Origin of the sequence: Pseudomonas sp. 09C 129 (assembly GCF_002843625.1) — a bacterium.
In the GTDB taxonomy this organism is placed as follows: domain Bacteria; phylum Pseudomonadota; class Gammaproteobacteria; order Pseudomonadales; family Pseudomonadaceae; genus Aquipseudomonas; species Aquipseudomonas chlororaphis.
The window spans coordinates 2,710,998-2,731,874 of sequence record NZ_CP025261.1 but is presented as its reverse complement, the minus strand read 5'-3'; the positions used below and the strand labels follow the sequence as shown (position 1 = coordinate 2,731,874).

16 protein-coding genes are annotated in these 20,877 nt (G+C 62.5%); 3 read left to right on the top strand and 13 right to left on the bottom strand.

All coding sequences use genetic code 11. The features are described from left to right. Nucleotides 1-5: 5 nt before the first annotated feature. The 7 genes from purF to truA all read right to left on the bottom strand — a co-directional run bounded on the left by purF (nt 6) and on the right by truA (nt 6,876). A complete protein-coding gene (gene purF / locus CXQ81_RS12525; RefSeq protein ID WP_007921973.1) occupies nt 6-1,511 on the bottom strand; it encodes an amidophosphoribosyltransferase in 1,506 nt (501 codons plus the stop codon). 41 nt (nt 1,512-1,552) lie between these two features. Further along, on the bottom strand, nt 1,553-2,110 hold the full coding sequence (locus CXQ81_RS12520) for a CvpA family protein (RefSeq protein WP_007921975.1): 558 nt from the start codon (nt 2,108-2,110) through the stop codon (nt 1,553-1,555). 98 nt (nt 2,111-2,208) lie between these two features. Further along, on the bottom strand, nt 2,209-2,886 hold the full coding sequence (locus CXQ81_RS12515; RefSeq protein WP_087088522.1) for an SPOR domain-containing protein: 678 nt from the start codon (nt 2,884-2,886) through the stop codon (nt 2,209-2,211). Continuing rightward, nucleotides 2,870-4,177: a bifunctional tetrahydrofolate synthase/dihydrofolate synthase gene (folC, locus tag CXQ81_RS12510; protein WP_101337338.1), complete on the bottom strand. Its 1,308-nt coding sequence runs from the start codon at nt 4,175-4,177 to the stop codon at nt 2,870-2,872. Before folC ends, CXQ81_RS12515 begins: the two co-directional genes overlap by 17 nt. Then, a complete protein-coding gene (gene accD, locus CXQ81_RS12505) occupies nt 4,174-5,094 on the bottom strand; it encodes an acetyl-CoA carboxylase, carboxyltransferase subunit beta (RefSeq protein WP_007921980.1) in 921 nt (306 codons plus the stop codon). The genes folC and accD overlap by 4 nt, the downstream gene beginning before the upstream one ends. A gap of 269 nt (nt 5,095-5,363) precedes the next feature. After that, the gene (locus CXQ81_RS12500) at nt 5,364-5,987 is read right to left on the bottom strand and encodes a phosphoribosylanthranilate isomerase (RefSeq protein ID WP_101337337.1); all 624 of its coding nucleotides are present in this window, start codon (nt 5,985-5,987) and stop codon (nt 5,364-5,366) included. Nucleotides 5,988-6,051: 64 nt separating this feature from the next. Further along, entirely contained in the window at nt 6,052-6,876 is an 825-nt protein-coding gene (truA, locus tag CXQ81_RS12495; RefSeq protein ID WP_016704910.1) for a tRNA pseudouridine(38-40) synthase TruA, read from the bottom strand. 232 nt (nt 6,877-7,108) lie between these two features. Here truA and CXQ81_RS12490 point away from each other — a divergent pair, with 232 nt between their 5' ends. Further along, the gene (locus CXQ81_RS12490; protein ID WP_101337336.1) at nt 7,109-7,768 is read left to right on the top strand and encodes a M24 family metallopeptidase; all 660 of its coding nucleotides are present in this window, start codon (nt 7,109-7,111) and stop codon (nt 7,766-7,768) included. Nucleotides 7,769-7,846: 78 nt separating this feature from the next. Here CXQ81_RS12490 and CXQ81_RS12485 read toward each other — a convergent pair whose 3' ends face one another. The 6 genes from CXQ81_RS12485 to leuC all read right to left on the bottom strand — a co-directional run bounded on the left by CXQ81_RS12485 (nt 7,847) and on the right by leuC (nt 16,412). After that, nucleotides 7,847-10,462 carry a FimV/HubP family polar landmark protein gene (locus CXQ81_RS12485; protein ID WP_101337335.1) on the bottom strand — a complete coding sequence of 872 codons (2,616 nt, stop codon included), beginning with the start codon at nt 10,460-10,462 and terminating at the stop codon, nt 7,847-7,849. 203 nt (nt 10,463-10,665) lie between these two features. Further along, entirely contained in the window at nt 10,666-11,676 is a 1,011-nt protein-coding gene (locus CXQ81_RS12480) for an aspartate-semialdehyde dehydrogenase (protein ID WP_087088530.1), read from the bottom strand. A gap of 184 nt (nt 11,677-11,860) precedes the next feature. Then, nucleotides 11,861-12,973, bottom strand: coding sequence for an aspartate-semialdehyde dehydrogenase (gene asd, locus CXQ81_RS12475; protein WP_101337334.1), 1,113 nt, complete (start codon nt 12,971-12,973; stop codon nt 11,861-11,863). Between the two features lie 54 nt (nt 12,974-13,027). Further along, entirely contained in the window at nt 13,028-14,110 is a 1,083-nt protein-coding gene (gene leuB / locus CXQ81_RS12470; RefSeq protein WP_009043028.1) for a 3-isopropylmalate dehydrogenase, read from the bottom strand. Between the two features lie 228 nt (nt 14,111-14,338). Beyond that, nucleotides 14,339-14,983, bottom strand: a complete 645-nt coding sequence (leuD, locus tag CXQ81_RS12465) for a 3-isopropylmalate dehydratase small subunit (protein ID WP_007921993.1) — start codon at nt 14,981-14,983, stop codon at nt 14,339-14,341. A 10-nt stretch (nt 14,984-14,993) separates the two neighbouring features. Next, a complete protein-coding gene (gene leuC, locus CXQ81_RS12460) occupies nt 14,994-16,412 on the bottom strand; it encodes a 3-isopropylmalate dehydratase large subunit (protein ID WP_009043027.1) in 1,419 nt (472 codons plus the stop codon). A 145-nt stretch (nt 16,413-16,557) separates the two neighbouring features. Between leuC and CXQ81_RS12455 the strand changes: the two genes are divergently transcribed. Together CXQ81_RS12455 and CXQ81_RS12450 are read left to right on the top strand one after the other, a co-directional pair. Then, nucleotides 16,558-17,448, top strand: a complete 891-nt coding sequence (locus CXQ81_RS12455; protein ID WP_101337333.1) for a LysR family transcriptional regulator — start codon at nt 16,558-16,560, stop codon at nt 17,446-17,448. 81 nt (nt 17,449-17,529) lie between these two features. Continuing rightward, nucleotides 17,530-20,808 (top strand): EAL domain-containing protein, encoded by a 3,279-nt coding sequence (locus CXQ81_RS12450; protein WP_101337332.1) that lies wholly within the window; start codon nt 17,530-17,532, stop codon nt 20,806-20,808. The last annotated feature ends 69 nt before the right edge of the window (nt 20,809-20,877 follow it).

Sequence of the window (20,877 nt, the reverse complement as noted above, 5' to 3'; positions counted from 1 at the left end):
CTAGATCAGTTGTTGTACAGATCGATGATCGCACTGACCGCCTGGGTCTTGGCCTTGGAGGCATCGTTACGTGCGTTTTCGATCTTGTTCAGGTAGGCCTCGTCGACGTCGCCAGTGACATATTTGCCGTCGAACACCGCGCAGTCGAAGTTCTCGATCTTGATCTTGCCGCCACCGACCGCCTCGATCAGATCAGGCAGATCCTGGTAGATCAGCCAGTCGGCGCCGATCAGATCAGCCACATCCTGAGTCGAACGATTGTGTGCGATCAGTTCGTGAGCGCTCGGCATGTCGATGCCGTACACGTTCGGGAAACGCACGGCAGGCGCCGCGGAGCAGAAGTAGACGTTCTTCGCGCCGGCTTCACGGGCCATCTGGATGATCTGCTTGCAGGTGGTGCCGCGAACGATCGAGTCATCCACCAGCATCACGTTCTTGCCGCGGAACTCCAGTTCGATGGCATTGAGTTTCTGGCGCACGGATTTTTTCCGTGCGGCCTGGCCCGGCATGATGAAGGTCCGGCCGATGTAGCGGTTCTTCACGAAGCCTTCGCGGAACTTGACGCCCAGGTGGTTCGCCAGCTCCAGCGCCGCGGTACGGCTGGTATCCGGAATCGGGATGACCACATCGATATCGTGATCCGGACGCTCGCGCAGGATCTTCTCGGCCAGCTTCTCGCCCATGCGCAGGCGCGCCTTGTACACCGACACGCCGTCGATGATCGAGTCCGGACGCGCCAGGTAGACATGTTCGAAAATGCACGGAGTCAGTTTCGGATTGGTCGCGCACTGACGGGTGTGCAGCTTGCCGTCTTCGGTGATGTAGACCGCTTCGCCCGGCGCCAGGTCGCGAATCAGGGTGAAGCCCAGCACATCCAGGGACACGCTTTCGGAGGCGATCATGTATTCGACGCCTTCGTCGGTGTGACGCTGACCGAAAACGATCGGGCGAATACCGTGAGGGTCGCGGAAGCCAACGATGCCATAACCGGTGACCATGGCGACTACCGCATAACCGCCAACGCAACGGTTGTGCACGTCGGTCACGGCGGCGAATACGTCTTCTTCGGTCGGTTGCAGCTTGCCGCGCTGGGCCAGCTCGTGAGCGAAGACGTTGAGCAGGACTTCCGAATCGGAATTGGTGTTGACATGGCGCAAGTCAGACTCGTAGATCTCCTTGGCCAGCTGTTCAACATTGGTCAGGTTACCGTTATGCGCCAGGGTGATGCCGTAAGGCGAGTTGACGTAAAACGGTTGAGCTTCGGCCGAAGTCGAGCTGCCAGCGGTCGGATACCGTACATGGCCGATACCCATGTGACCGACCAGGCGCTGCATGTGCCGTTGATGGAAAACGTCACGGACCAGGCCGTTGTCCTTGCGCAGGAATAACCGGCCATCATGGCTGGTCACGATACCGGCAGCGTCCTGGCCGCGGTGCTGGAGGACGGTTAGCGCGTCATACAGCGCCTGATTGACGTTCGACTTACCGACGATACCGACGATGCCACACATGCGACGCAACCCCTACTTAATGAAACTGAACTGAACACATCTTACTGAGGCGTTTTGGCCGGTAAGAGTTGTTCCTTGAACGGTATTTCAGCGGGTACGCTGATACCGCTGGCCAGCCACTGACTGCTCCACCCCAATATGAGGTTTTTTGACCAGTCTGCAACCAATAGAAATTGTGGCACCAGTCGCGACTGCTGCCACCAGGAATCCTGTTGTACCGGCCCCAGGCTCAACAGCCCGACGGCCACGACCACCAGCAACGCGCCACGCGCCGCGCCGAAGGCCATGCCGAGGAATCGATCGGTCCCGGATAGCCCGGTGACGCGAACCAATTCGCCGATAAGATAATTGATCATTGCGCCCACGATTAAAGTGGCGACAAACATGATGGCACAGCCCGCGATCACGCGAGCCGAGGGAGTCTCGATGTATCCGCTGAGGTATTCGGACAGAGAGCCACCAAACATCCAGGCAACGACTCCTGCGACGATCCAGGTAAGCAGCGACAGCGCTTCTTTGACGAAGCCGCGGCTCAAACTGATCAAAGCGGAGATGGCGATGATTGCAACGATCGCCCAGTCAACCCAGGTAAATGGCACAGTGCAGCCTACAGACGGATAAGGCGGCGCATTTTAACAGAGCGCATGGCCGTCGGTAAGCTGCGATTCACTGTGCTTTGCAAATCAAGGCGATAGCCTTAACCGCGCTCAGGCTGGAAGCGCACGACAAAACCCTTGAGGTTCTGCTGACGGCTCAGCAAATCGCGCAGGCGGTCTGCCTCGGCCCGCTCGATCAATGGACCGACGAATACCCGGTTCTTGCCATCGGCGGAACGGATATAAGCGTTGTACCCCTGGCTGCGCAGGGTTTTCTGCAGGTTCTCGGCGCTTTCCCGACTGGACAGGCTGGCCAGTTGCACCGACCAACTGACCGACAGGCCGTTTGCATCGACACGGCTTGGGGTCGCATCGGGCTTGGCTGGCGCTGCGGCAATCGGCTGGGCCGGAGCCGGCTTGGGGGCTGGCGCCGGAGGTGGAGTCACGGGCTTGCTCGCGGCGACTGGCGGTGCCACCGGGACTGGAGCCGGAGCAACCGGAGCGCTTGGCGCAATCGGCATCGAAGGCGCGGCCTGCTGGGCCACTTCTTCATCGCTGGGTACCGGCTCCTGTGGCAGCGCCTGCGGCTCTGGCACCACCACAGGCTCGACTTGCACCTGGGTTACAGCAGGCGCCTGAGGCACTGCTGGCGCCTCGACATTGATATGCCGCTGCTCATCTTCGCGGGAAAACAGCATCGGCAGGAAAATCACCGCCAACGCCACCAGAACCAAGGCCCCAACCATTCGCTGCTTGTAGACGTTATCCAGCATAGCCATGTGCAGCTTCCTCCGTGGAGCGCCGAGCGAGCCACTCGAGCGCCTCGGCAACACAATAAAAAGATCCGAACAGCAGAATCTCGTCTTCGCCCGTAGCCTGCGCACACTGCCCTTCCAAGGCTGCGGCGACACTCTCATAAGACGCTACCGAAGCCCCAAGGTTCTGCAGTGCCGCCTGCAAGTCCGCAACGGGACGCGCACGGGCAGAATCCAGCGGCGCCACCGCCCAATGCTCGACACAGGCATCCAGGCGGGCAACCACGCCCTCCAGGTCCTTGTCCGCCAACAGGCCGAATACCGCCAGGCGCTTGCCCGCCACTGGTCGGCGCATCAGGCGCTCGGCCAGATACTCCGCGGCATGGGGGTTGTGCCCGACATCCAGCAACAGGTTCAGGCGCTTGCCCTGCCATTCGAACTGACGGCGATCCAGGCGCCCGACCACTCGCGTCTGCTGCAAGGCTTCGGCGATGCGTTCGGCCTGCCAAGGCAGCCCCAGCAACAAATAGGCCTGCAAGGCCAGCGCGGCGTTCTCCATGGGCAGATCGAGCAGCGGCAAGTCGCGCAGCTCGACAGCATTGCCCCGCGCATCGAGACCCCGCCACTGCCAGTTCGCCTCGGTGATCCCCAGGTCGAAATCACGACCGCGCAGGAAGAACGGGCAGTTCAATTCACGCGCCTTATCCAGCAGGGGCTGAGGGGGATTCAGGTCACCGCAGAGCGCAGGCGCGCCCTGGCGGAAAACCCCGGCCTTCTCGAAGGCCACAGACTCACGGGTGTCACCCAGATAATCGGCATGGTCGACGCCGATACTGGTGACCAGCGCCAGATCCGCATCCACCAGGTTGACCGCATCCAGGCGCCCACCCAGGCCGACTTCCAGCACCACGGCATCGAGACCGGCCCGCTGGAACAGCCAGAAGGCCGCCAGGGTACCCATCTCGAAATAGGTCAGGGAAATTTCACCGCGCCCGGCTTCGACCGCGACAAAGGCCTCGCACAGCTCGGCATCGCTGGCTTCGACGCCATCGATCTGCACGCGCTCGTTGTAGCGCAACAGATGGGGGGAATTGTAGACACCGACCTTCAGCCCCTGGGCTCGCAGCAAGGACGCCACGAACGCGCAGGTAGAACCCTTGCCGTTGGTACCGGTCACCGTGACGACCCGAGGCGCCAGCCTGCCCAATCCCATGCGGGACGCTACTTCTTGCGAGCGCTCCAGCCCCATGTCGATGGCTGACGGATGCAACTGCTCAAGGTAGGCAAGCCAGTCGCCAAGGGTACGCTCGGTCATATGTTTGCAGGCACCGGTGGCACCACGATCGCCTCGACGGGCGCGGCCACGAACTCAGGCGTCGGCAAGCCCATCAGTTGAGCCAGCAGGTTACCCAGGCGCGGACGCAGCTCCTGGCGCGGGATAATCATGTCGATAGCGCCATGCTCCAGCAGGAACTCGCTGCGCTGGAAACCTTCCGGCAGTTTTTCACGCACGGTCTGCTCGATCACGCGAGGACCGGCGAAACCGACCAGGGCCTTGGGTTCGGCGACAATCACGTCACCCAGCATCGCCAGGCTGGCGGAAACGCCACCGTAGACCGGGTCGGTCAACACGGAAATGAATGGCAGGCCTTCTTCACGCAGACGCGCCAGCACCGCGGAGGTCTTGGCCATCTGCATCAGGGAGATCAGCGCTTCCTGCATCCGCGCACCGCCGGAAGCGGAGAAGCAGACCATCGGGCAACGCTTTTCCAGCGCGTAGTTGGCAGCACGCACAAAACGCTCGCCAACGATGGCGCCCATGGAGCCGCCCATGAAGGAGAACTCGAACGCCGATACCACCACCGGCATCCCCAGCAGGGTACCGCTCATGGAAATCAGCGCGTCCTTTTCACCGGTCTGCTTCTGGGCCGCGGTCAGGCGATCCTTGTACTTCTTGCCGTCGCGGAATTTCAGACGGTCTACCGGCTCCAGGTCGGCGCCCAGTTCGGCACGGCCTTCAGCGTCGAGGAAAATGTCGATACGGGCGCGAGCACCGATACGCATGTGGTGGTTGCACTTGGGGCAGACGTCCAGGGTCTTTTCCAGCTCCGGACGATACAGCACCGCCTCGCAGGACGGACACTTGTGCCACAGACCTTCAGGCACCGAGCTTTTCTTCACCTCGGAACGCATGATCGAAGGGATCAGTTTGTCTACTAACCAGTTGCTCATGCTTTCTTTCTCCAGTACCGGCGGCCCGAACGCTCTGGTTCGCGGCCCCGCGTATGCCCTTGAGCTAAATTCATGTGTGCGGCGATGATCTGTTCGCTACCGCGGTCAGCGCGAGCTTGACCTGCCTGTACCGAACGGCTCCTCAGCCATCCTGACAACCCCCGGATAGAGCGGCTGCCACTTCGATTTACGGCCCGCCCAGCGACGGTGCCGGCCTGTTTTGTACAGTGGTGTTATGGACGGCGGCAGACTGCCAGCCGTCACATCGACTAACAGCTGCCGCGAACGGCCTGCATAAATGCGCGAATCTTTGCGTGATCCTTGATGCCCTTGCTCTGCTCCACCCCGCCGCTGACATCCACGGCGTACGGGCGAACCTGCGCTATCGCCTGGCCGACATTCTCGGCAGTCAAGCCACCGGCCAGGATAATCGGCTTGCTCAAGCCTTGCGGTACCAGTGACCAATCGAAGGCTTCGCCAGTTCCACCCGGCACGCCCTCGACGTAGGTATCGAGCAGGATGCCGCTGGCCCGCGCATAAGCCGCGCAACGGCTGGCAATATCGTCGCCGGCCTTGACCCGCAGCGCCTTGATGTAGGGCCGGTTATAGCCCTCGCAGTCCGCCGGTGCTTCATCGCCGTGAAACTGCAACAGGTCCAGCGGCACCGCATCGAGGATCTCGCCCAGCTCGCAGCGACTGGCATTGACGAACAGGCCCACGGTGGTCACGAACGGCGGCAGCGCGGCAACGATCGCCCGCGCCTGCTGGACGTTCACAGCCCGCGGACTCTTGGCGTAGAACACCAGCCCGATGGCATCGGCCCCGGCCTCGACCGCCGCCAACGCATCCTCAATGCGGGTAATCCCACAAATTTTGCTGCGAACGGCTGACATGTCGTTTAAACCTCAGGGCAAATCCGGGGAAAGTCCCGGATGGTAGCAAATGCTTTTCCGGGCGTCAGCCGTCAAGTTCCGAGAAGCCGGTGAGGAAATGTGGCCCGATGTATCGCTCGGGCAGCTCGAACTCATCGTGATACTCGACCTGCACCAGATACAGTCCGAAAGGATGCGCCGTCACCCCGCCCGTGCGGCGAATCCGGCTCTCCAGCACTTCCCTGGCCCACTCGACCGGACGCTCGCCCGCGCCGATGGTCATCAGCACTCCGGCGATATTGCGCACCATGTGATGCAGGAACGCGCTGGCACGGATATCCAGGACAATCATCTTGCCGTGCCGGGTGACCCGCAGATGGTGGATTTCCTTGATCGGCGACTTGGCCTGGCACTGCCCTGCACGGAATGCACTGAAATCATGGGTGCCCACCAGATGCTGGGCAGCCTCGGCCATCCGCTCGACATCCAGCGGGCGATGATTCCAGGTGATCTCCTCATTCAAGTGCGCCGGACGGATCTGGTCGTTGTAGATCACGTAGCGATAGCGGCGGGCAATCGCCTTGAAGCGCGCATGAAAATGCGCCGGCATGACCTTGGCCCAGCTCACGCTGATGTCGTGGGGCAGGTTGATATTGGCCCCCATCACCCACGCCTTCATCGACCGCTCGGCCTGGGTATCGAAGTGCACCACCTGCCCGCAGGCGTGCACGCCGGCGTCGGTACGCCCGGCGCAAGACAGCAGCACCGGCGAGTCCGCCACCCGGGACAACGCCTTCTCGAGGGTTTCCTGGACACTCGGGACACCGGAAGCCTGACGCTGCCAGCCGCGATAACGCGAGCCCTTGTATTCGACACCCAACGCAATTCTGAAAAAGCCTGCGGCCGCCATTTCGGCGGCCGCGTTATCTATATTTGCCAAGAACTTACAGCCTGCTGATATGCGCAAAGGCGGCCATTATAAGGCGCGCGCAAGCAGACGCCATGCGCGACCCGCTTTTAGTTGATGTTTGCCCACTAAGCGCCAGCGAGCGTAAACAGGATTGCGTGAAAACCAGGACAAACGCTATATAGATGAATATATAACGAAACCCATAAATCCACTCGACCGGGACCTGAGACCAATGACCGCCATCAACAAGGAGGCCGTGGGCCTCGCCTACAGCCTGCAAGGCATGCTCCACGCCAAACGCAAGACCTGGGCAGCCATCGCGCAGATAGCCGCGCGCATCCAGCCAGGCATGCTCGAATCCCAGGCTCGCGCCTTGGGGCTGGAGGTGCTTGCGGAATTGGGCATGGACCGGATCTGGCACCCGGCGCTGGTGCGCTTTGGCGAAAACACCCTGAAGACCTTCAAGCAACGCTCCGAAGGCGATCCGATATTGGGCGACAACGACATCTTCTTTATCGACCTGGGGGTGGTCTGGGACCGCCACGAAGGCGATTGCGGCGCCACCTTCGTCACCGGCAACGATCCCGAGATGCAAGCCTGTGCCACGGCGGCCCAAACCCTGTTCGAACGGGTTCGTGATCACTGGAGCGAGCACAAGGTCGCCGGCCCCGCTCTGTATCGCTATGCCGAAGAACAGGCGAGCAACATGGGCTGGGTGCTGAACCTGGAGATCAAGGGGCACCGGGTCAGCGACTTCCCCCATGCCATTTATCGAGCGGGTGACCTGGGCAACTTCGAGGCATGCCCCAACGTTGGCCTGTGGATTCTGGAAATCCAGATCGCCCACCCTACCCGGCCGTTCGGCGCCTTCTACGAAGACCTGCTGGCCTAACCGCGCAAGCGCTGCCATGGGCCCAGAAACAAAAACGGCAGCCTCGATGGCTGCCGTTTTTTTGCTGCTAGCGTCGACTCAGGCCAGACGCGCGAGCATTTCCTTGGCTTCGCTTTTCTGACCGTCGTTACCTTCGCTGATGACTTCGCCGAGAATATCCCGCGCGCCATCGTTATCGCCCATGTCGATGTAGGCCTGGGCCAGATCGAGCTTGGTCGCCACTTCATCGGCGCCGGAAAGGAAATCGAAATCCCCTTCGTCGGCACTGCCCGCGGCGTCTTCCGCGGTAAAGGTCGGCTCGGCCAGGTCCGGCTGCTCGAGGCTCTGCGACAAGCGATCCAGCTCGGCATTGACATCGTCCAGCTCGGAAGCGAAAGCATCCTTGGCAGCGGGCTGCGCATCCATCTCGTCAGCCAGGGACAAGTCGAAGTCCGCAGGCAGCTCAAGATCGTCGAGCGCGGCTTCGGTCACCGTAGGCACTTCGGCAGCCGGCAGATCCTTCAGGTCGTCATCCAGGCTGAGCAGGAAATCCTCATCGGCTTGCGCCGCTGCAGGAAGGTCCTCACCCAGGTCCAGGTCGAAATCCGACAGATCGTCCAGGCTTTCCTTGGCTTCGGTTTGCTGCTGCAGCACCGACTCGAAGCTCAGGTCGTCATCCAGCGGGAAGTCGTCCAGCTCGGGCTCAACTTGAGCAGGAACAGTCGGAGCAACTGGCGCCGCTGGAGAGGCTGCCTCCAGATCGTCCAGGCTCAGATCGAAGTCGGTATCCAGATCGTCGACAGCCGGTGCCGGCGCTGGCTCCTGCGGCTCGTCGAGCAACAGTTCCTTGACGTACTGAGCATCCAGCGCCGCCGCCGCGGCTGCTGCGCCGAGACCCGCGGCCGCCACAGCGGCCATTGCCGGGAAGCGACTTTTCAGCTGTTCGACTTCAGCGTGATTCTTGCCATTGGCCACCAGCTGACGCTCCTGGGCCACAAAGGCGCTGCGATCGCCCTGATGACCATAGACTTCCATCAGCTTCAAGCGCACCTCGCTACGCTGCGGCTCCAGCTTGACGGCCTCCTCCAGGATCGCCGCCGCCTGGTTCAGGCGACCGCCATCGATATGGGACTGGGCCTGATCCAGCACATCGACCGGATGCTCGACTGCGGCAGCCACCGGTGCCGCGTCCACCACTGGCGCCACGACCGGGGCTGGAGCTGGAGCTGGAGCTGGAGCTGGAGCTGGAGCTGGAGCGAGCTTGACGCTCGGCGGTGGAACTTCAAGGCCTTCAAAGCTGCTTTCCGGCAGATCCAGGTCCTTGGACAGCTCAGTCTCTTCGGACAGGGCGCGCGCCATGCGCAGATGCTTTTCCGCCTCCTGCCGAGCCTTGCGACGGCGAGCCAGCAACAGCAGCAACAACAGCACCAGCACTGCCCCGCCACCCGCCAACCCCAGGAGGATCGGATTGGTCAGCAGGTCGTTGAATTTGTCCTCATCGGACGCCGGTGTTTGCGCCTGGGCCGGTGCCGCTTCAGCCGGGGCCTCGCCCGACGTTGCCGCAGGATCGGTCACTGGCGCCGCCGGGGTCGCAGGTTGCTCGGCCAGTTGTGCCGGCATGGCCGCGGTCGGTTGTGCTGGCGCCACAGCACCCGCCCCTTGCGCCTGCAATTTGGCCAACTGGTCGTTCTTCAATTCGATCAGGCGTTGCAGCTTGTCCAGCTGGCTTTGCAGGTCCGTCAGACGGCTTTTCAGTTCGGCGTTGTCACGCCGGGCCGTATCGAGGCTTTCCTGAGTCACCGCCAGCTTGTTGCTCAGCGCCTGGCTGTCGCCAGCCGCGCCCTTGCCCCGCGCCTTGCCCGACTCGGCAGACACCAGGCTCAGATTATCCTTGGCCGCGCCTTGTGCAGGCGCCTTGTCCGCGCCCGCGCGCCGGGTGCCATCCAGTTGCTGCTGAGCGCCACGCGGCGCCAGGCGGCGCCCCTGACGCCACGCCGTATTCTGCGCGGCGACCTCGGCGATCGCTTGCGGCTGCGGCAGGCTGGTGCTCTGCACCGCATCGGGCAGGCGCAATACCTGCCCGGTTTTCAGCCGGTTGATGTTGCCGTCGATAAAGGCATCCGGATTCAGCGCCTGGATAGCCAGCATGGTTTGCTGGACCGAACCGCCATTGCGGGCCTTGGCCGCAATTTCCCAGAGGGTGTCGCGGGCCGAGGTGGTGTATTGAGCAGGCTTGCCGGCACCGGTGACCGGCGCGGCAACCGCTGGAGCCTGTGCCGCGGATTGCGCGGCCGCTTCAGCGGTTTGCGGGGAAAACTTGGAAGGGTCGAGCAGGACGCTGTAGTCGCGCAGCAGACGGCCATTGGGCCACATCACCTGCACCAGGAACTTGACCATCGGCTCGGAGAGCGGCTGGCTCGACGTGACCCGCAGCACGCTCTTGCCGCTGGCATTGAGCACCGGCGTAAAGCTCAGGTCGTTGAGAAAGGCCTGGCGATCGACGCCCGCCTTGGCGAAATCTTCAGGCGAGGCCAGGCTCGGCACCACCTCGGCGGCGGTGAGATCCTTGACGTCCAGCAACTCGATTTCTGCAACCAGTGGCTGGTTCAGAGTCGACTTCAGGGTCAGCTCCCCGAGCCCAAGCGCCTGCGCCATACCGGAGGACAGCGCCGACGCGGCCGCTATTGCTAACACCAGTTTGCGAACTTGAACCATAGCCTCATCCTTTGTTTGAACATTCCTCGGCCAGCGAGAAGGTGTTGTAGCGCTGCCGTAAGGCATTGCGTGCGGCCTGAAGGGCCGCTTCGCGCGATATATGTCTGCATGCCTTGGAAGCCCGCGACAGCAGCTCACCTCCAGCAACCAGCCAAGCATAGCGCCCAGCTAGAATCATTCTGCAAATTGTTGCCAAGTATCTTTTACAGAAGGTCTTTTATCAACAACTCAGCCAGTTGCACGGCGTTGAGCGCAGCCCCTTTGCGTACGTTATCTGACGTCAGCCAGAGATTAAGTTCCGCCGGGTCGTCGATCCCCGCGCGCACCCGACCAACGTAGACCACATCCTGCCCCACCGCATCGCCCACCGCGGTCGGGTAGTCGCCCGCCTCCACCAACTCGATGCCGGGCGCCGCTTCGAGCGCGGCATTGACCGCGTCCAGGTCGATCGCCGTGGCTGACTGCAGGGTCACGCTATAGCTATCGCCAAAAAACACCGGGGCTTGAACACAAGTGACAGAAATCTTTAATAAAGGCTGCGCCAGCACCTCGCGCAACTCCCGGACCAGGCGTTTTTCCAACAAGGTGTGACCTTGCTCGTCGGGCGTGCCGACCTGCGCCAACAGGTTGAATGCCATCTGCCGGTCGAAGAATCGCGGCTCCAACGGACGCGCATTGAGCAGTTCGGCGGTCTGCCGCGCCAGCTCGGTTACCGCTTCACGGCCCTGGGTGGACACCGCGAGGCTGGCGGTCAGGTTGACCCGCTGGATCTCGAACAGGGCCTGCAACGGCGCCAGGACCACCGCCAGCGACGTGGCTGCGGCGCTGGGGCTGCTCAGTTGAACGGGCTTTTCCAGGCTGCTCAGCACCCGCTCGTTGGCTTCCGGCACCAGATTCGGTGCCTGGGCCGAAGGCAATGCGCCCGACAGGTCGATCACCGCGCAATTGGCCGCCGTGGCCCGAGGGGCGAAGCTCAGGGTCACCGCAGGGCCGGCAGCGAAAAACGCCAGCTGCACCTTGCTGAAATCGAACTCGTCGACCTCACGCACGCGCACATTTTTTCCACGAAACGGCACCGAGTGCCCCGCCGACTCGCTGCTGGCCAACAGGTGCAGGTTGGCGATCGGAAAATCGCGCTCTTCGAGAATCTGGACGAGGGTTTCGCCGACAGTACCGGTGGCACCGATCACGGCGATATCGAAGGACTGGTTCATGGTGCTACCTCTGGCGAAACGGGGGGAGCGGCACTTTACCCGGCGCTTGGGGGCGAGGCAATTTATCAGATCTGGCACATCAGACTTTTCGCAAACATGCTCATAGCCAGCAATCAGAGCTGCTCCGATATGAAAAAAGCCCGCGCCTCTTGCAAGGCGCGGGCTCTTTCAACGGATCAGAGCATCAACGCTCAAGCAGGATCCGCAGCATGCGGCGCAGCGGTTCGGCGGCGCCCCACAGCAGTTGGTCGCCGACGGTGAACGCGCCGAGGAACTGCGAGCCCATGTTCAGCTTGCGCAGACGGCCTACCGGGATGTTCAGGGTGCCGGTGACCTTGGTCGGGCTCAGCTCCTGCATGCTGATGTCGCGCTGGTTCGATACCAGCTTGACCCAAGGGTTGTGCTGGCTGATCAACCCTTCGATATCGGCGATCGGCACGTCCTTGTTCAGCTTGATGGTCAGCGCCTGGCTGTGGCAGCGCATGGCGCCGATCCGCACGCAGATGCCGTCGACCGGGATCGGGCTCTTGAAGCGGCCGAGAATCTTGTTGGTCTCGGCCTGGGCCTTCCACTCTTCGCGGCTCTGGCCGTTCGGCAGTTCCTTGTCGATCCACGGGATCAGGCTGCCGGCCAGCGGCACACCGAAGTTCTCGGTTGGGTAGGCATCGCTGCGCATGGCTTCGGCGACCTTGCGGTCGATGTCGAGAATGGCGCTGGCCGGATTGGCCAGGTCATCCGCCACGGCGGCGTGGGTCGCACCCATCTGCTTGATCAGTTCGCGCATGTTCTGCGCGCCGGCACCGGAGGCCGCCTGATAGGTCATGGCGCTCATCCACTCCACCAGACCGGCTTCGAACAGGCCGCCCAGCCCCATCAGCATCAGGCTGACGGTGCAGTTGCCGCCGATGTAGTTCTTGGTGCCGGAATCCAGCTGCTGGTCGATGACCTTGCGGTTCACCGGGTCGAGGATGATCACCGCATCGTCCTGCATGCGCAGGCTGGAAGCGGCATCGATCCAGTAGCCCTGCCAGCCGGCTTCGCGCAGCTTGGGGAAGACTTCGCTGGTGTAGTCGCCACCCTGGCAGGTCAGAATCACGTCGAGGGTCTTCAGCTCTTCAATGCTGTAAGCGTCCTTGAGCGGAGCAATGTCCTTGCCCACGGACGGGCCTTGGCCACCGACATTGGAAGTGGTGAAAAACACCGGCTCGATAAGATCGAAGTCTTGCTCTTCCAGCATCCGCTGCATGAGCACGGAACCGACCATACCGCGCCAACCGATCAGACCTACACGTTTCATCGCAACTACACCTATACAAAAGTGGGCCACCGTCTGAGCGGTGGGCCCGAAAGATTACAGATTCCGCAGCGCGGCGACTACTGCATCGCCCATTTCCTGCGTACCCACCTTGGTGCAACCGGCCGACCAGATGTCGCCGGTGCGCAATCCCTGGTCCAGTACCAGGCTCACGGCCTGCTCGATGGCATCCGCCGCGTCGTTCAGGTTGAAGCTGTAACGCAGCATCATCGACACCGACAGAATGGTCGCCAGCGGGTTGGCGATGCCCTGCCCGGCGATGTCCGGCGCCGAACCGTGGCATGGCTCATACATACCCTTGTTGTTGGCATCCAGCGACGCCGACGGCAGCATGCCGATGGAGCCGGTGAGCATCGACGCTTCGTCGGAAAGGATGTCGCCGAACATGTTGTCGGTGACCATCACGTCGAACTGCTTCGGCGCACGCACCAACTGCATGGCGGCGTTGTCGACGTACATGTGGCTCAGTTCGACATCCGGGTAATCCTTGGCCACCTGCTCGACCACTTCGCGCCACAGCTGGCTGGACGCCAGGACGTTGGCCTTGTCCACCGAGCAGAGCTTCTTGCCGCGCACACGGGCCATGTCGAAGCCGACCCGGGCGATGCGGCGGATTTCACTCTCGCTGTACGGCAGGGTGTCGTAGGACTGACGCTCGCCGTTTTCCAGCTCGCGGGTGCCACGTGGCGCGCCGAAGTAGATGCCGCCAGTCAGCTCGCGAACGATGAGGATGTCCAGGCCGGAGACGATTTCCGGCTTGAGGCTGGAAGCGTCGGCCAGTTGCGGATAAAGGATCGCCGGACGCAGGTTGCCGAACAGGCCCAACTGCGCGCGAATTTTCAGCAGGCCGCGCTCAGGGCGGATATCACGCTCGATCTTGTCCCATTTCGGGCCGCCCACGGCGCCCAGCAGGACCGCGTCGGCAGCCCGCGCACGATCCAGGGTCTCGTCGGCCAGCGGCACGCCGTGCTTGTCGATGGCCGCGCCACCGATCACGTCATGGCTCAGTTCGAAGCCCAGGCTGTACTTGTCGTTGGCCAGCTCCAGCACCTTGACCGCCTCGGCCATGATTTCCGGGCCGATACCGTCGCCTGGGAGAATCAGAATCTGCTTGCTCATGCTTTCCTCATTTGCTCTGTCGGTGTGCTGGTTGGCACGCCCGGAAAAATGCTGTTGCCTGGCCTGCGGCGTCCGTTCACCCGTAGAGAACGAAGCGCTGGCCCGAATATCAAGCCGTCACGGCTTTTTTGGGCGGTTGCGGCGAACAAAAAGCTCGCTCCTACAGGTTTTGTGTCCTCTCCTGCCGGAGCGAGCTGGCTCGCCATCAATGCATCACTTTAACGCCGATCAGGCGTCGCGAAACAACCACGGCTGGCTGGCACGATGCTTGGCCTCGAAGGCGGCAATTGCGTCGCCGTCCTGCAAGGTCAGGCCGATATCGTCCAGGCCGTTGAGCAGGCAGTGCTTGCGGAACGCATCGATCTCGAATTTCAACACCTTGCCATCGGGACGGGTCACGGTCTGGGCCTGCAGGTCGATCTGCAACTGGTAGCCCGGATTGGCCTCGACCTGCTGGAACAATTCATCGACTTCAGCATCGCTGAGGATGATCGGCAGCAAGCCGTTCTTGAAGCTGTTGTTGAAGAAGATGTCAGCGTAGCTCGGGGCAATGATGCTGCGAAAACCATATTCTTCCAACGCCCAAGGCGCGTGCTCACGGCTGGAGCCGCAGCCGAAGTTTTCCCGGGCCAGCAATACACTGGCGCCCTGGTAGCGCTCGGCGTTGAGCACGAAATCCTTGTTCAACGGACGCTTGGAGTTGTCCTGGTACGGCTGGCCGACATCCAGGTAGCGCCACTCGTCGAACAGGTTCGGGCCGAAGCCGGTGCGTTTGATCGACTTGAGGAACTGCTTGGGAATGATCTGATCGGTGTCGACGTTGGCACGATCCAAAGGCGCGACAAGACCGGTGTGCTGGGTGAAAGCTTTCATGCTGCGCTCCTTAGATCAATTCACGGACGTCGACGAAACGACCGTTGACGGCGGCGGCCGCGGCCATGGCCGGGCTGACCAGGTGAGTACGGCCACCGGCGCCCTGGCGACCTTCGAAGTTGCGGTTCGAGGTCGAAGCGCAATGCTCGCCGGACTCCAAACGGTCCGGGTTCATCGCCAGGCACATCGAGCAGCCCGGCTCACGCCATTCGAAGCCCGCTTCGAGGAAGATCTTATCCAGGCCTTCCGACTCCGCCTGGGCCTTCACCAGGCCCGAACCCGGGACCACGATCGCCTGCTTGATGGTCGAAGCCACCTTGCGGCCCTTGGCGATGACCGCCGCGGCGCGCAGGTCTTCGATCCGCGAGTTGGTGCAGGAACCGATGAATACCCGGTCCAGCTGGATGTCGGTGATCGCCTGGTTGGCGGTCAAACCCATGTATTTCAAGGCACGGACGATGGAATCGCGCTTGACCAGGTCCATTTCCTTGGCCGGGTCCGGCACGTTCTGATCGACGGCCAGGACCATCTCGGGCGAAGTGCCCCAGCTGACTTGCGGCTTGATCTGCGCGGCATCCAGCTCGACCACGGTGTCGAACTTGGCGTCGGCGTCGGACACCAGGTCCTTCCAGGCTTCGACGGCGAGGTCCCATTCCGCGCCCTTGGGGGCGAATGGACGGCCCTTGACGTATTCCACGGTCTTTTCGTCCGCGGCCACCAGGCCCACACGGGCGCCGGCTTCGATGGACATGTTACAGATGGTCATGCGGCCTTCGACGGACAGGTCGCGAATCGCGCTGCCGGCGAACTCGATGGCATGGCCGTTACCGCCAGCGGTGCCGATCTTGCCGATCACGGCCAGGACGATGTCCTTGGCGGTCACGCCAAATGGCAACTTGCCCTCGACCCGCACCAGCATGTTTTTCATTTTCTTGGCGACCAGGCACTGGGTGGCGAGCACGTGCTCGACCTCGGAGGTGCCGATACCGTGCGCCAGGGCGCCAAAGGCACCGTGGGTCGAGGTGTGGGAGTCGCCGCAGACCACGGTCATGCCGGGCAAGGTGGCGCCCTGCTCCGGGCCGATGACGTGAACGATGCCCTGACGCACGTCGTTCATCTTGAATTCGACGATGCCGTATTCGTCACAGTTGTCGTCGAGGGTCTGAACCTGCAAACGCGAGACCTGGTCGGCGATGGCGCTGATGCCGCCCTTGCGCTCCGGCGTGGTCGGTACGTTGTGGTCCGGGGTCGCGATGTTGGCATCGATGCGCCAAGGCTTGCGCCCGGCCAGACGCAGGCCTTCGAAGGCTTGCGGCGAGGTCACTTCGTGGATGATGTGACGATCGATATAGATCAGCGCCGAGCCATCGTCGCGCTGCTTGACCAAATGCGAATCCCAGAGCTTGTCGTAGAGCGTTTTGCCGGCCATCAGACGGTTCCTCATCATTTTCTATGCCGCGGGTCTCTGACACCGGTCAATAACCCCTTGGCTTGTGAGGCTGATGCTATGGCGTTACATTAAATAACTCAAATTCATATTTTTTATACTTTGGATAACCAACTGGAATACGACCATGGACCTGGCCAACCTCAATGCCTTTATCGCGATTGCCGAAACCGGCAGCTTCTCCGGAGCCGGCGAGCGCCTGCACCTGACCCAGCCGGCCATCAGCAAGCGCATCGCCGGCCTTGAGCAACAGCTCAATGTCCGGTTGTTCGATCGCCTGGGCCGCGAAGTGAGCCTGACCGAGGCCGGGCGCGCCCTGCTGCCGCGGGCTTATCAGATCCTCAACGTGCTGGACGACACCCGCCGGGCGCTGACCAACCTGACCGGAGAAGTCAGCGGCCGCCTGACCCTGGCGACCAGCCACCATATCGGCCTGCACCGCCTGCCGCCCCTGCTGCGCGCCTTTACCCGTCGATACCCGGAAGTGGCCCTGGACATCCAGTTTCTCGACTCGGAAGTGGCCTATGAAGAGATCCTCCATGGTCGCGCCGAGCTGGCGGTGATCACCCTGGCCCCCGAGCCCCATACGCTGGTCAAGGCCACGCCGGTGTGGAACGACCCGCTGGACTTCGTCGCCGCCCCCGAGCATCCGCTGGTGAGCAACGGCACGGTCAGCCTGGCCGATATCGCCCTGCATCCGGCGGTATTTCCCGGCGGCAACACCTTCACTCACCATATTGTCCAGCGCCTGTTCGAGGCCCAGGGCCTGACACCGAACATCGCCATGAGCACTAACTATCTGGAAACCATCAAGATGATGGTGTCCATCGGCCTGGCCTGGAGCGTACTGCCGCGCACCATGCTCGACGATCAGGTGGCGCGCATTCCTTTACCGGGCATACAGCTCACTCGCCAGCTAGGCTATATCCTGCATACCGAACGGACGTTGTCGAATGCTGCGCGGGCTTTCATGGCCTTACTGGATGCACAAGTCGATTGGCCAGGGACCCAGGCGTAAGCGTCCCGGCATGACTTATGCCACCTCTTTGCTTGCCTGAACCTGCGCCTAACGCTCTTTTCAGCCCAAGGCCCGCTGCTCATGCCAAAACCCGCTGACCGTCTACCGCCCATGCCGCGCGTTCACGCGCTCGACCCGAAACAGTCGGAGCAAAGCTGGGAGAGCGCCCCGCAGTTGCTTGCCGCACTCAATGGCGCACGGCTGGGCGCCTGGTACTGGGACATCGAAAGCGGGCAAATCAGCTGGTCGCGGGGCACCCAGGCGCTGTTTGGCTTCGATCCGCGCCAGCCGCTGCCCAAAGACCTGGAATACCTCGACCTGCTGCCCGAGGAAGACCGCGCCAAAACCATTCGCGCCTTCCATTCGGTGCTGGCCGGCGCGCCGCTGGAACAGGCGATGCATCACCGCATCCGCTGGCCCGACGGCAGCCTGCACTGGCTGGAAATCAATGGCAGCGTGCTGCCGGACAAACATGGCAAGCCCCGAATGATCGGGGTGATTCGCGAAATCACCCACCAACGCCAGCGGGAACAAGCCCTCAGCAGTTCGGAAAAACGCTTTGCCACGCTGTTTCACCTGTGCCCGAACATGGTGCTGCTGACCCGCCTGGAAGACGGCCTGATCAGCGAAGCCAACCAGTACTTCGAAAGCCTCTTCGGCTGGCCGGTGCAGCATGTCATCGGCCGCACCACCCTCGAACTGGGCCTGTGGGTCGACCCGGAACAACGCGCGCAAATGGTCAAGGCGGTACAAAAGCGCGGCCAGGCCGCCACCCTCGAGGTGCAACTGCGCGCCAGCAACGGGCAGATTCACGACGGTATTCTCAGTGCCCAGAAAGTCGAGCTGGAAGGCCAGGCCTACCTGCTCAGCACCTTTCTCGACACCAGCGAACGCAAGCTCGCCGAACAGGCCCTCAAGGACAGCCAGGAGCGCCTCGACCTGGCGCTGGACTCGGCCCAGCTCGGCACCTGGGACTGGCACATTCCCAGCGGCATGCTCTACGGCTCGGCCCGCGCCGCGCAATTGCATGGCCTGGAGCCGATGCCGTTCCATGAGTCCTTCGATGCATTTTTCGAGGGCGTGCCCGACGAAGAGCGCAACAGCATGCGCGATGCCTACCGCAGCCTGCGCGAAGGCCCGGCCGGCAATTATCAACTGACCTACCGCGTGCAACTGGCCGATGGCTCGTCACGCTTTCTGGAAAGCCGCGCCCGCCTCTACCGCGATGAGCAGGGCCATCCGCTGCGCATGGCCGGGACCTTGCTGGACATTACCGAACAGGTCGAGCGCGAGCAGCGCCTGGCGACGTCCGAGGAAAAGTTCGCCAGCCTGTTCCAGGTCAGCCCGGACCCGATCTGCGTCACGCTCCAGGAAACCGGGCAGCTCATCGAGATCAACTCCAGCTTCACCCAGACCTTCGGCTGGACCGCCGACGAAGTGCTCAACCGCAGCGCCGATGAAATCGGTCTGTGGGACGACTCCGCCCAGCGCCTGCAACGGGTCGAACAGGTAATCCGCGAACAGGCGCTGAACAATGTCGCGGTGGTGGTCCGGCACAAGGACGGGCACCCCCTGGCCTGCATCATTTCCAGCCGGCAGATCACCGTCGACAAACAGCCGTGCATTGTCACCACGCTGCGCGACATCACCCAGCAACAACGCTCCGAGGCCGCGCTCAAGGCCAGCGAGGAGAAGTTCGCCAAGGCGTTCCACTCCAGCCCCGACGCCATCACCATCACCGAACGCGACACCGGGCGTTACCTGGAGGTCAACGACGGCTTCTGCCGGCTGACCGGCTACCGCGCCGAAGAAGTGATCGGCCGTACCGTGTATCAGGTCGGTATCTGGGCCGAGGAAAAACAGCGCTCGATCCTGCTCGCCGAGCTGCAGCTCAAAGGTCGGGTCAATCACCTGGAAATGCTCGGCCGCAACAAGCGTGGCGATATCCTGACAGTCGAGGTCTCGATCGAACCCATTACCCTCAATGAAACCCCCTGCCTGCTGCTCACCGCGCGGGACGTCAGCCTGCTGAAAAATGCCCAGGCACAGATTCGCCACCTGGCCTACCACGACCCGCTGACCAACCTGCCCAACCGCGCGCTGTTGATGGACCGCCTGAGCCAGCAGATCGCCCTGCTCAAGCGCCACAACCTGCGCGGCGCCCTGCTGTTTCTCGACCTGGACCATTTCAAGCACATCAACGATTCCCTCGGCCATCCGGTGGGCGACACCGTGCTGAAGATCGTCACCGCGCGGCTCGAAGCCAGCGTGCGCATGGAAGACACCGTGGCACGCCTGGGCGGCGATGAGTTCGTGGTCCTGCTCAGCGGCCTGGAAGGCAGCCGCAGCGAAGTCAGCGAGCAGGTGCGTGAACTGGCCGATACCCTGCGCGAGCTGCTCTCCGAACCGATGTTCCTCGATGGCCAGCGCCTGCAGGTGACCCCGAGCATCGGCGTGGCGCTGATTCCCGATCACGGCTCGACCCCCACCGACCTGCTCAAGCGCGCCGACATCGCGCTGTACCGGGCCAAGGACTCCGGGCGCAACACCACCCAGATGTTCCACAACACCATGCAGAAAGCCGCCAGCGAGCGCATGCGCATGGAAACCGACCTGCGCCTGGCGCTGTCCCGGGGCGAGTTCAGCCTGCACTTCCAGCCCCAGGTCGATGCCCGCGACAACCGCATCGTCGGCGCCGAGGCCCTGGTGCGCTGGCACCACCCCGAACTGGGGGCGCAATCGCCCACCGAGTTCATCAAGGTCCTGGAAGACAGCGGCCTGATCCTCGAGGTCGGCACCTGGATTCTCGACGAAGCCTGCCAGGCCTTCAGCCAGCTGATCGCCGAAGGCCTGGTGGACCCGCTCGACTTCAGCCTGTGTGTGAACATCAGCCCGCGACAGTTCCGCCAGAACGACTTCGTCGAGCGTATAGAGCACAGCCTGAGCCATTACCAGCTGCCGCCTTCGCTGCTGAAGCTGGAGATCACCGAAGGCATCGTGATCCAGAACCTGGAAGACACCATCGGCAAGATGCGTCGCCTGAAAAAACTCGGCGTGAGTTTCGCCATGGACGACTTCGGCACCGGTTATTCGTCGCTGACCTACCTCAAGCGCTTGCCGGTGGATGCACTGAAGATCGATCAGTCCTTCGTCCGCGATGCGACCCACGACCCCAACGACGCGGAGATCGTGCGCGCCATCGTCGCCATGGCCCGCAGCCTGGACCTGAAGGTGATCGCCGAAGGCGTGGAAACCGCGGAGCAGCTCGAGTTCCTGCAAGGCCTGGGCTGCCATTTGTATCAGGGCTACCTGCACAGCCGACCGCTGCCGCTGGAGGGTTTGAAAGCCCTGCTGGTCTGAGCGGGCGACATGCAATCGCCGGCCTGACAGATCAACGGGGCAGCAATTGCCAGTGTTTGGCACAACCTG

Coding starts and splice junctions, on each gene's coding strand:
- CXQ81_RS12485 (WP_101337335.1), bottom strand. CDS start 10,462: ATGGTTCAAGTTCGCAAACTGGTGTTAGCAATAGCGGCCGCGTCGGCG.
- CXQ81_RS12500 (WP_101337337.1), bottom strand. CDS start 5,987: ATGTCAGCCGTTCGCAGCAAAATTTGTGGGATTACCCGCATTGAGGAT.
- CXQ81_RS12450 (WP_101337332.1), top strand. CDS start 17,530: ATGCCAAAACCCGCTGACCGTCTACCGCCCATGCCGCGCGTTCACGCG.
- purF (WP_007921973.1), bottom strand. CDS start 1,511: ATGTGTGGCATCGTCGGTATCGTCGGTAAGTCGAACGTCAATCAGGCG.
- accD (WP_007921980.1), bottom strand. CDS start 5,094: ATGAGCAACTGGTTAGTAGACAAACTGATCCCTTCGATCATGCGTTCC.
- folC (WP_101337338.1), bottom strand. CDS start 4,177: ATGACCGAGCGTACCCTTGGCGACTGGCTTGCCTACCTTGAGCAGTTG.
- CXQ81_RS12455 (WP_101337333.1), top strand. CDS start 16,558: ATGGACCTGGCCAACCTCAATGCCTTTATCGCGATTGCCGAAACCGGC.
- leuB (WP_009043028.1), bottom strand. CDS start 14,110: ATGAGCAAGCAGATTCTGATTCTCCCAGGCGACGGTATCGGCCCGGAA.
- leuD (WP_007921993.1), bottom strand. CDS start 14,983: ATGAAAGCTTTCACCCAGCACACCGGTCTTGTCGCGCCTTTGGATCGT.
- leuC (WP_009043027.1), bottom strand. CDS start 16,412: ATGGCCGGCAAAACGCTCTACGACAAGCTCTGGGATTCGCATTTGGTC.
- CXQ81_RS12480 (WP_087088530.1), bottom strand. CDS start 11,676: ATGAACCAGTCCTTCGATATCGCCGTGATCGGTGCCACCGGTACTGTC.
- truA (WP_016704910.1), bottom strand. CDS start 6,876: ATGGCGGCCGCAGGCTTTTTCAGAATTGCGTTGGGTGTCGAATACAAG.
- asd (WP_101337334.1), bottom strand. CDS start 12,973: ATGAAACGTGTAGGTCTGATCGGTTGGCGCGGTATGGTCGGTTCCGTG.
- CXQ81_RS12490 (WP_101337336.1), top strand. CDS start 7,109: ATGACCGCCATCAACAAGGAGGCCGTGGGCCTCGCCTACAGCCTGCAA.
- CXQ81_RS12515 (WP_087088522.1), bottom strand. CDS start 2,886: ATGGCTATGCTGGATAACGTCTACAAGCAGCGAATGGTTGGGGCCTTG.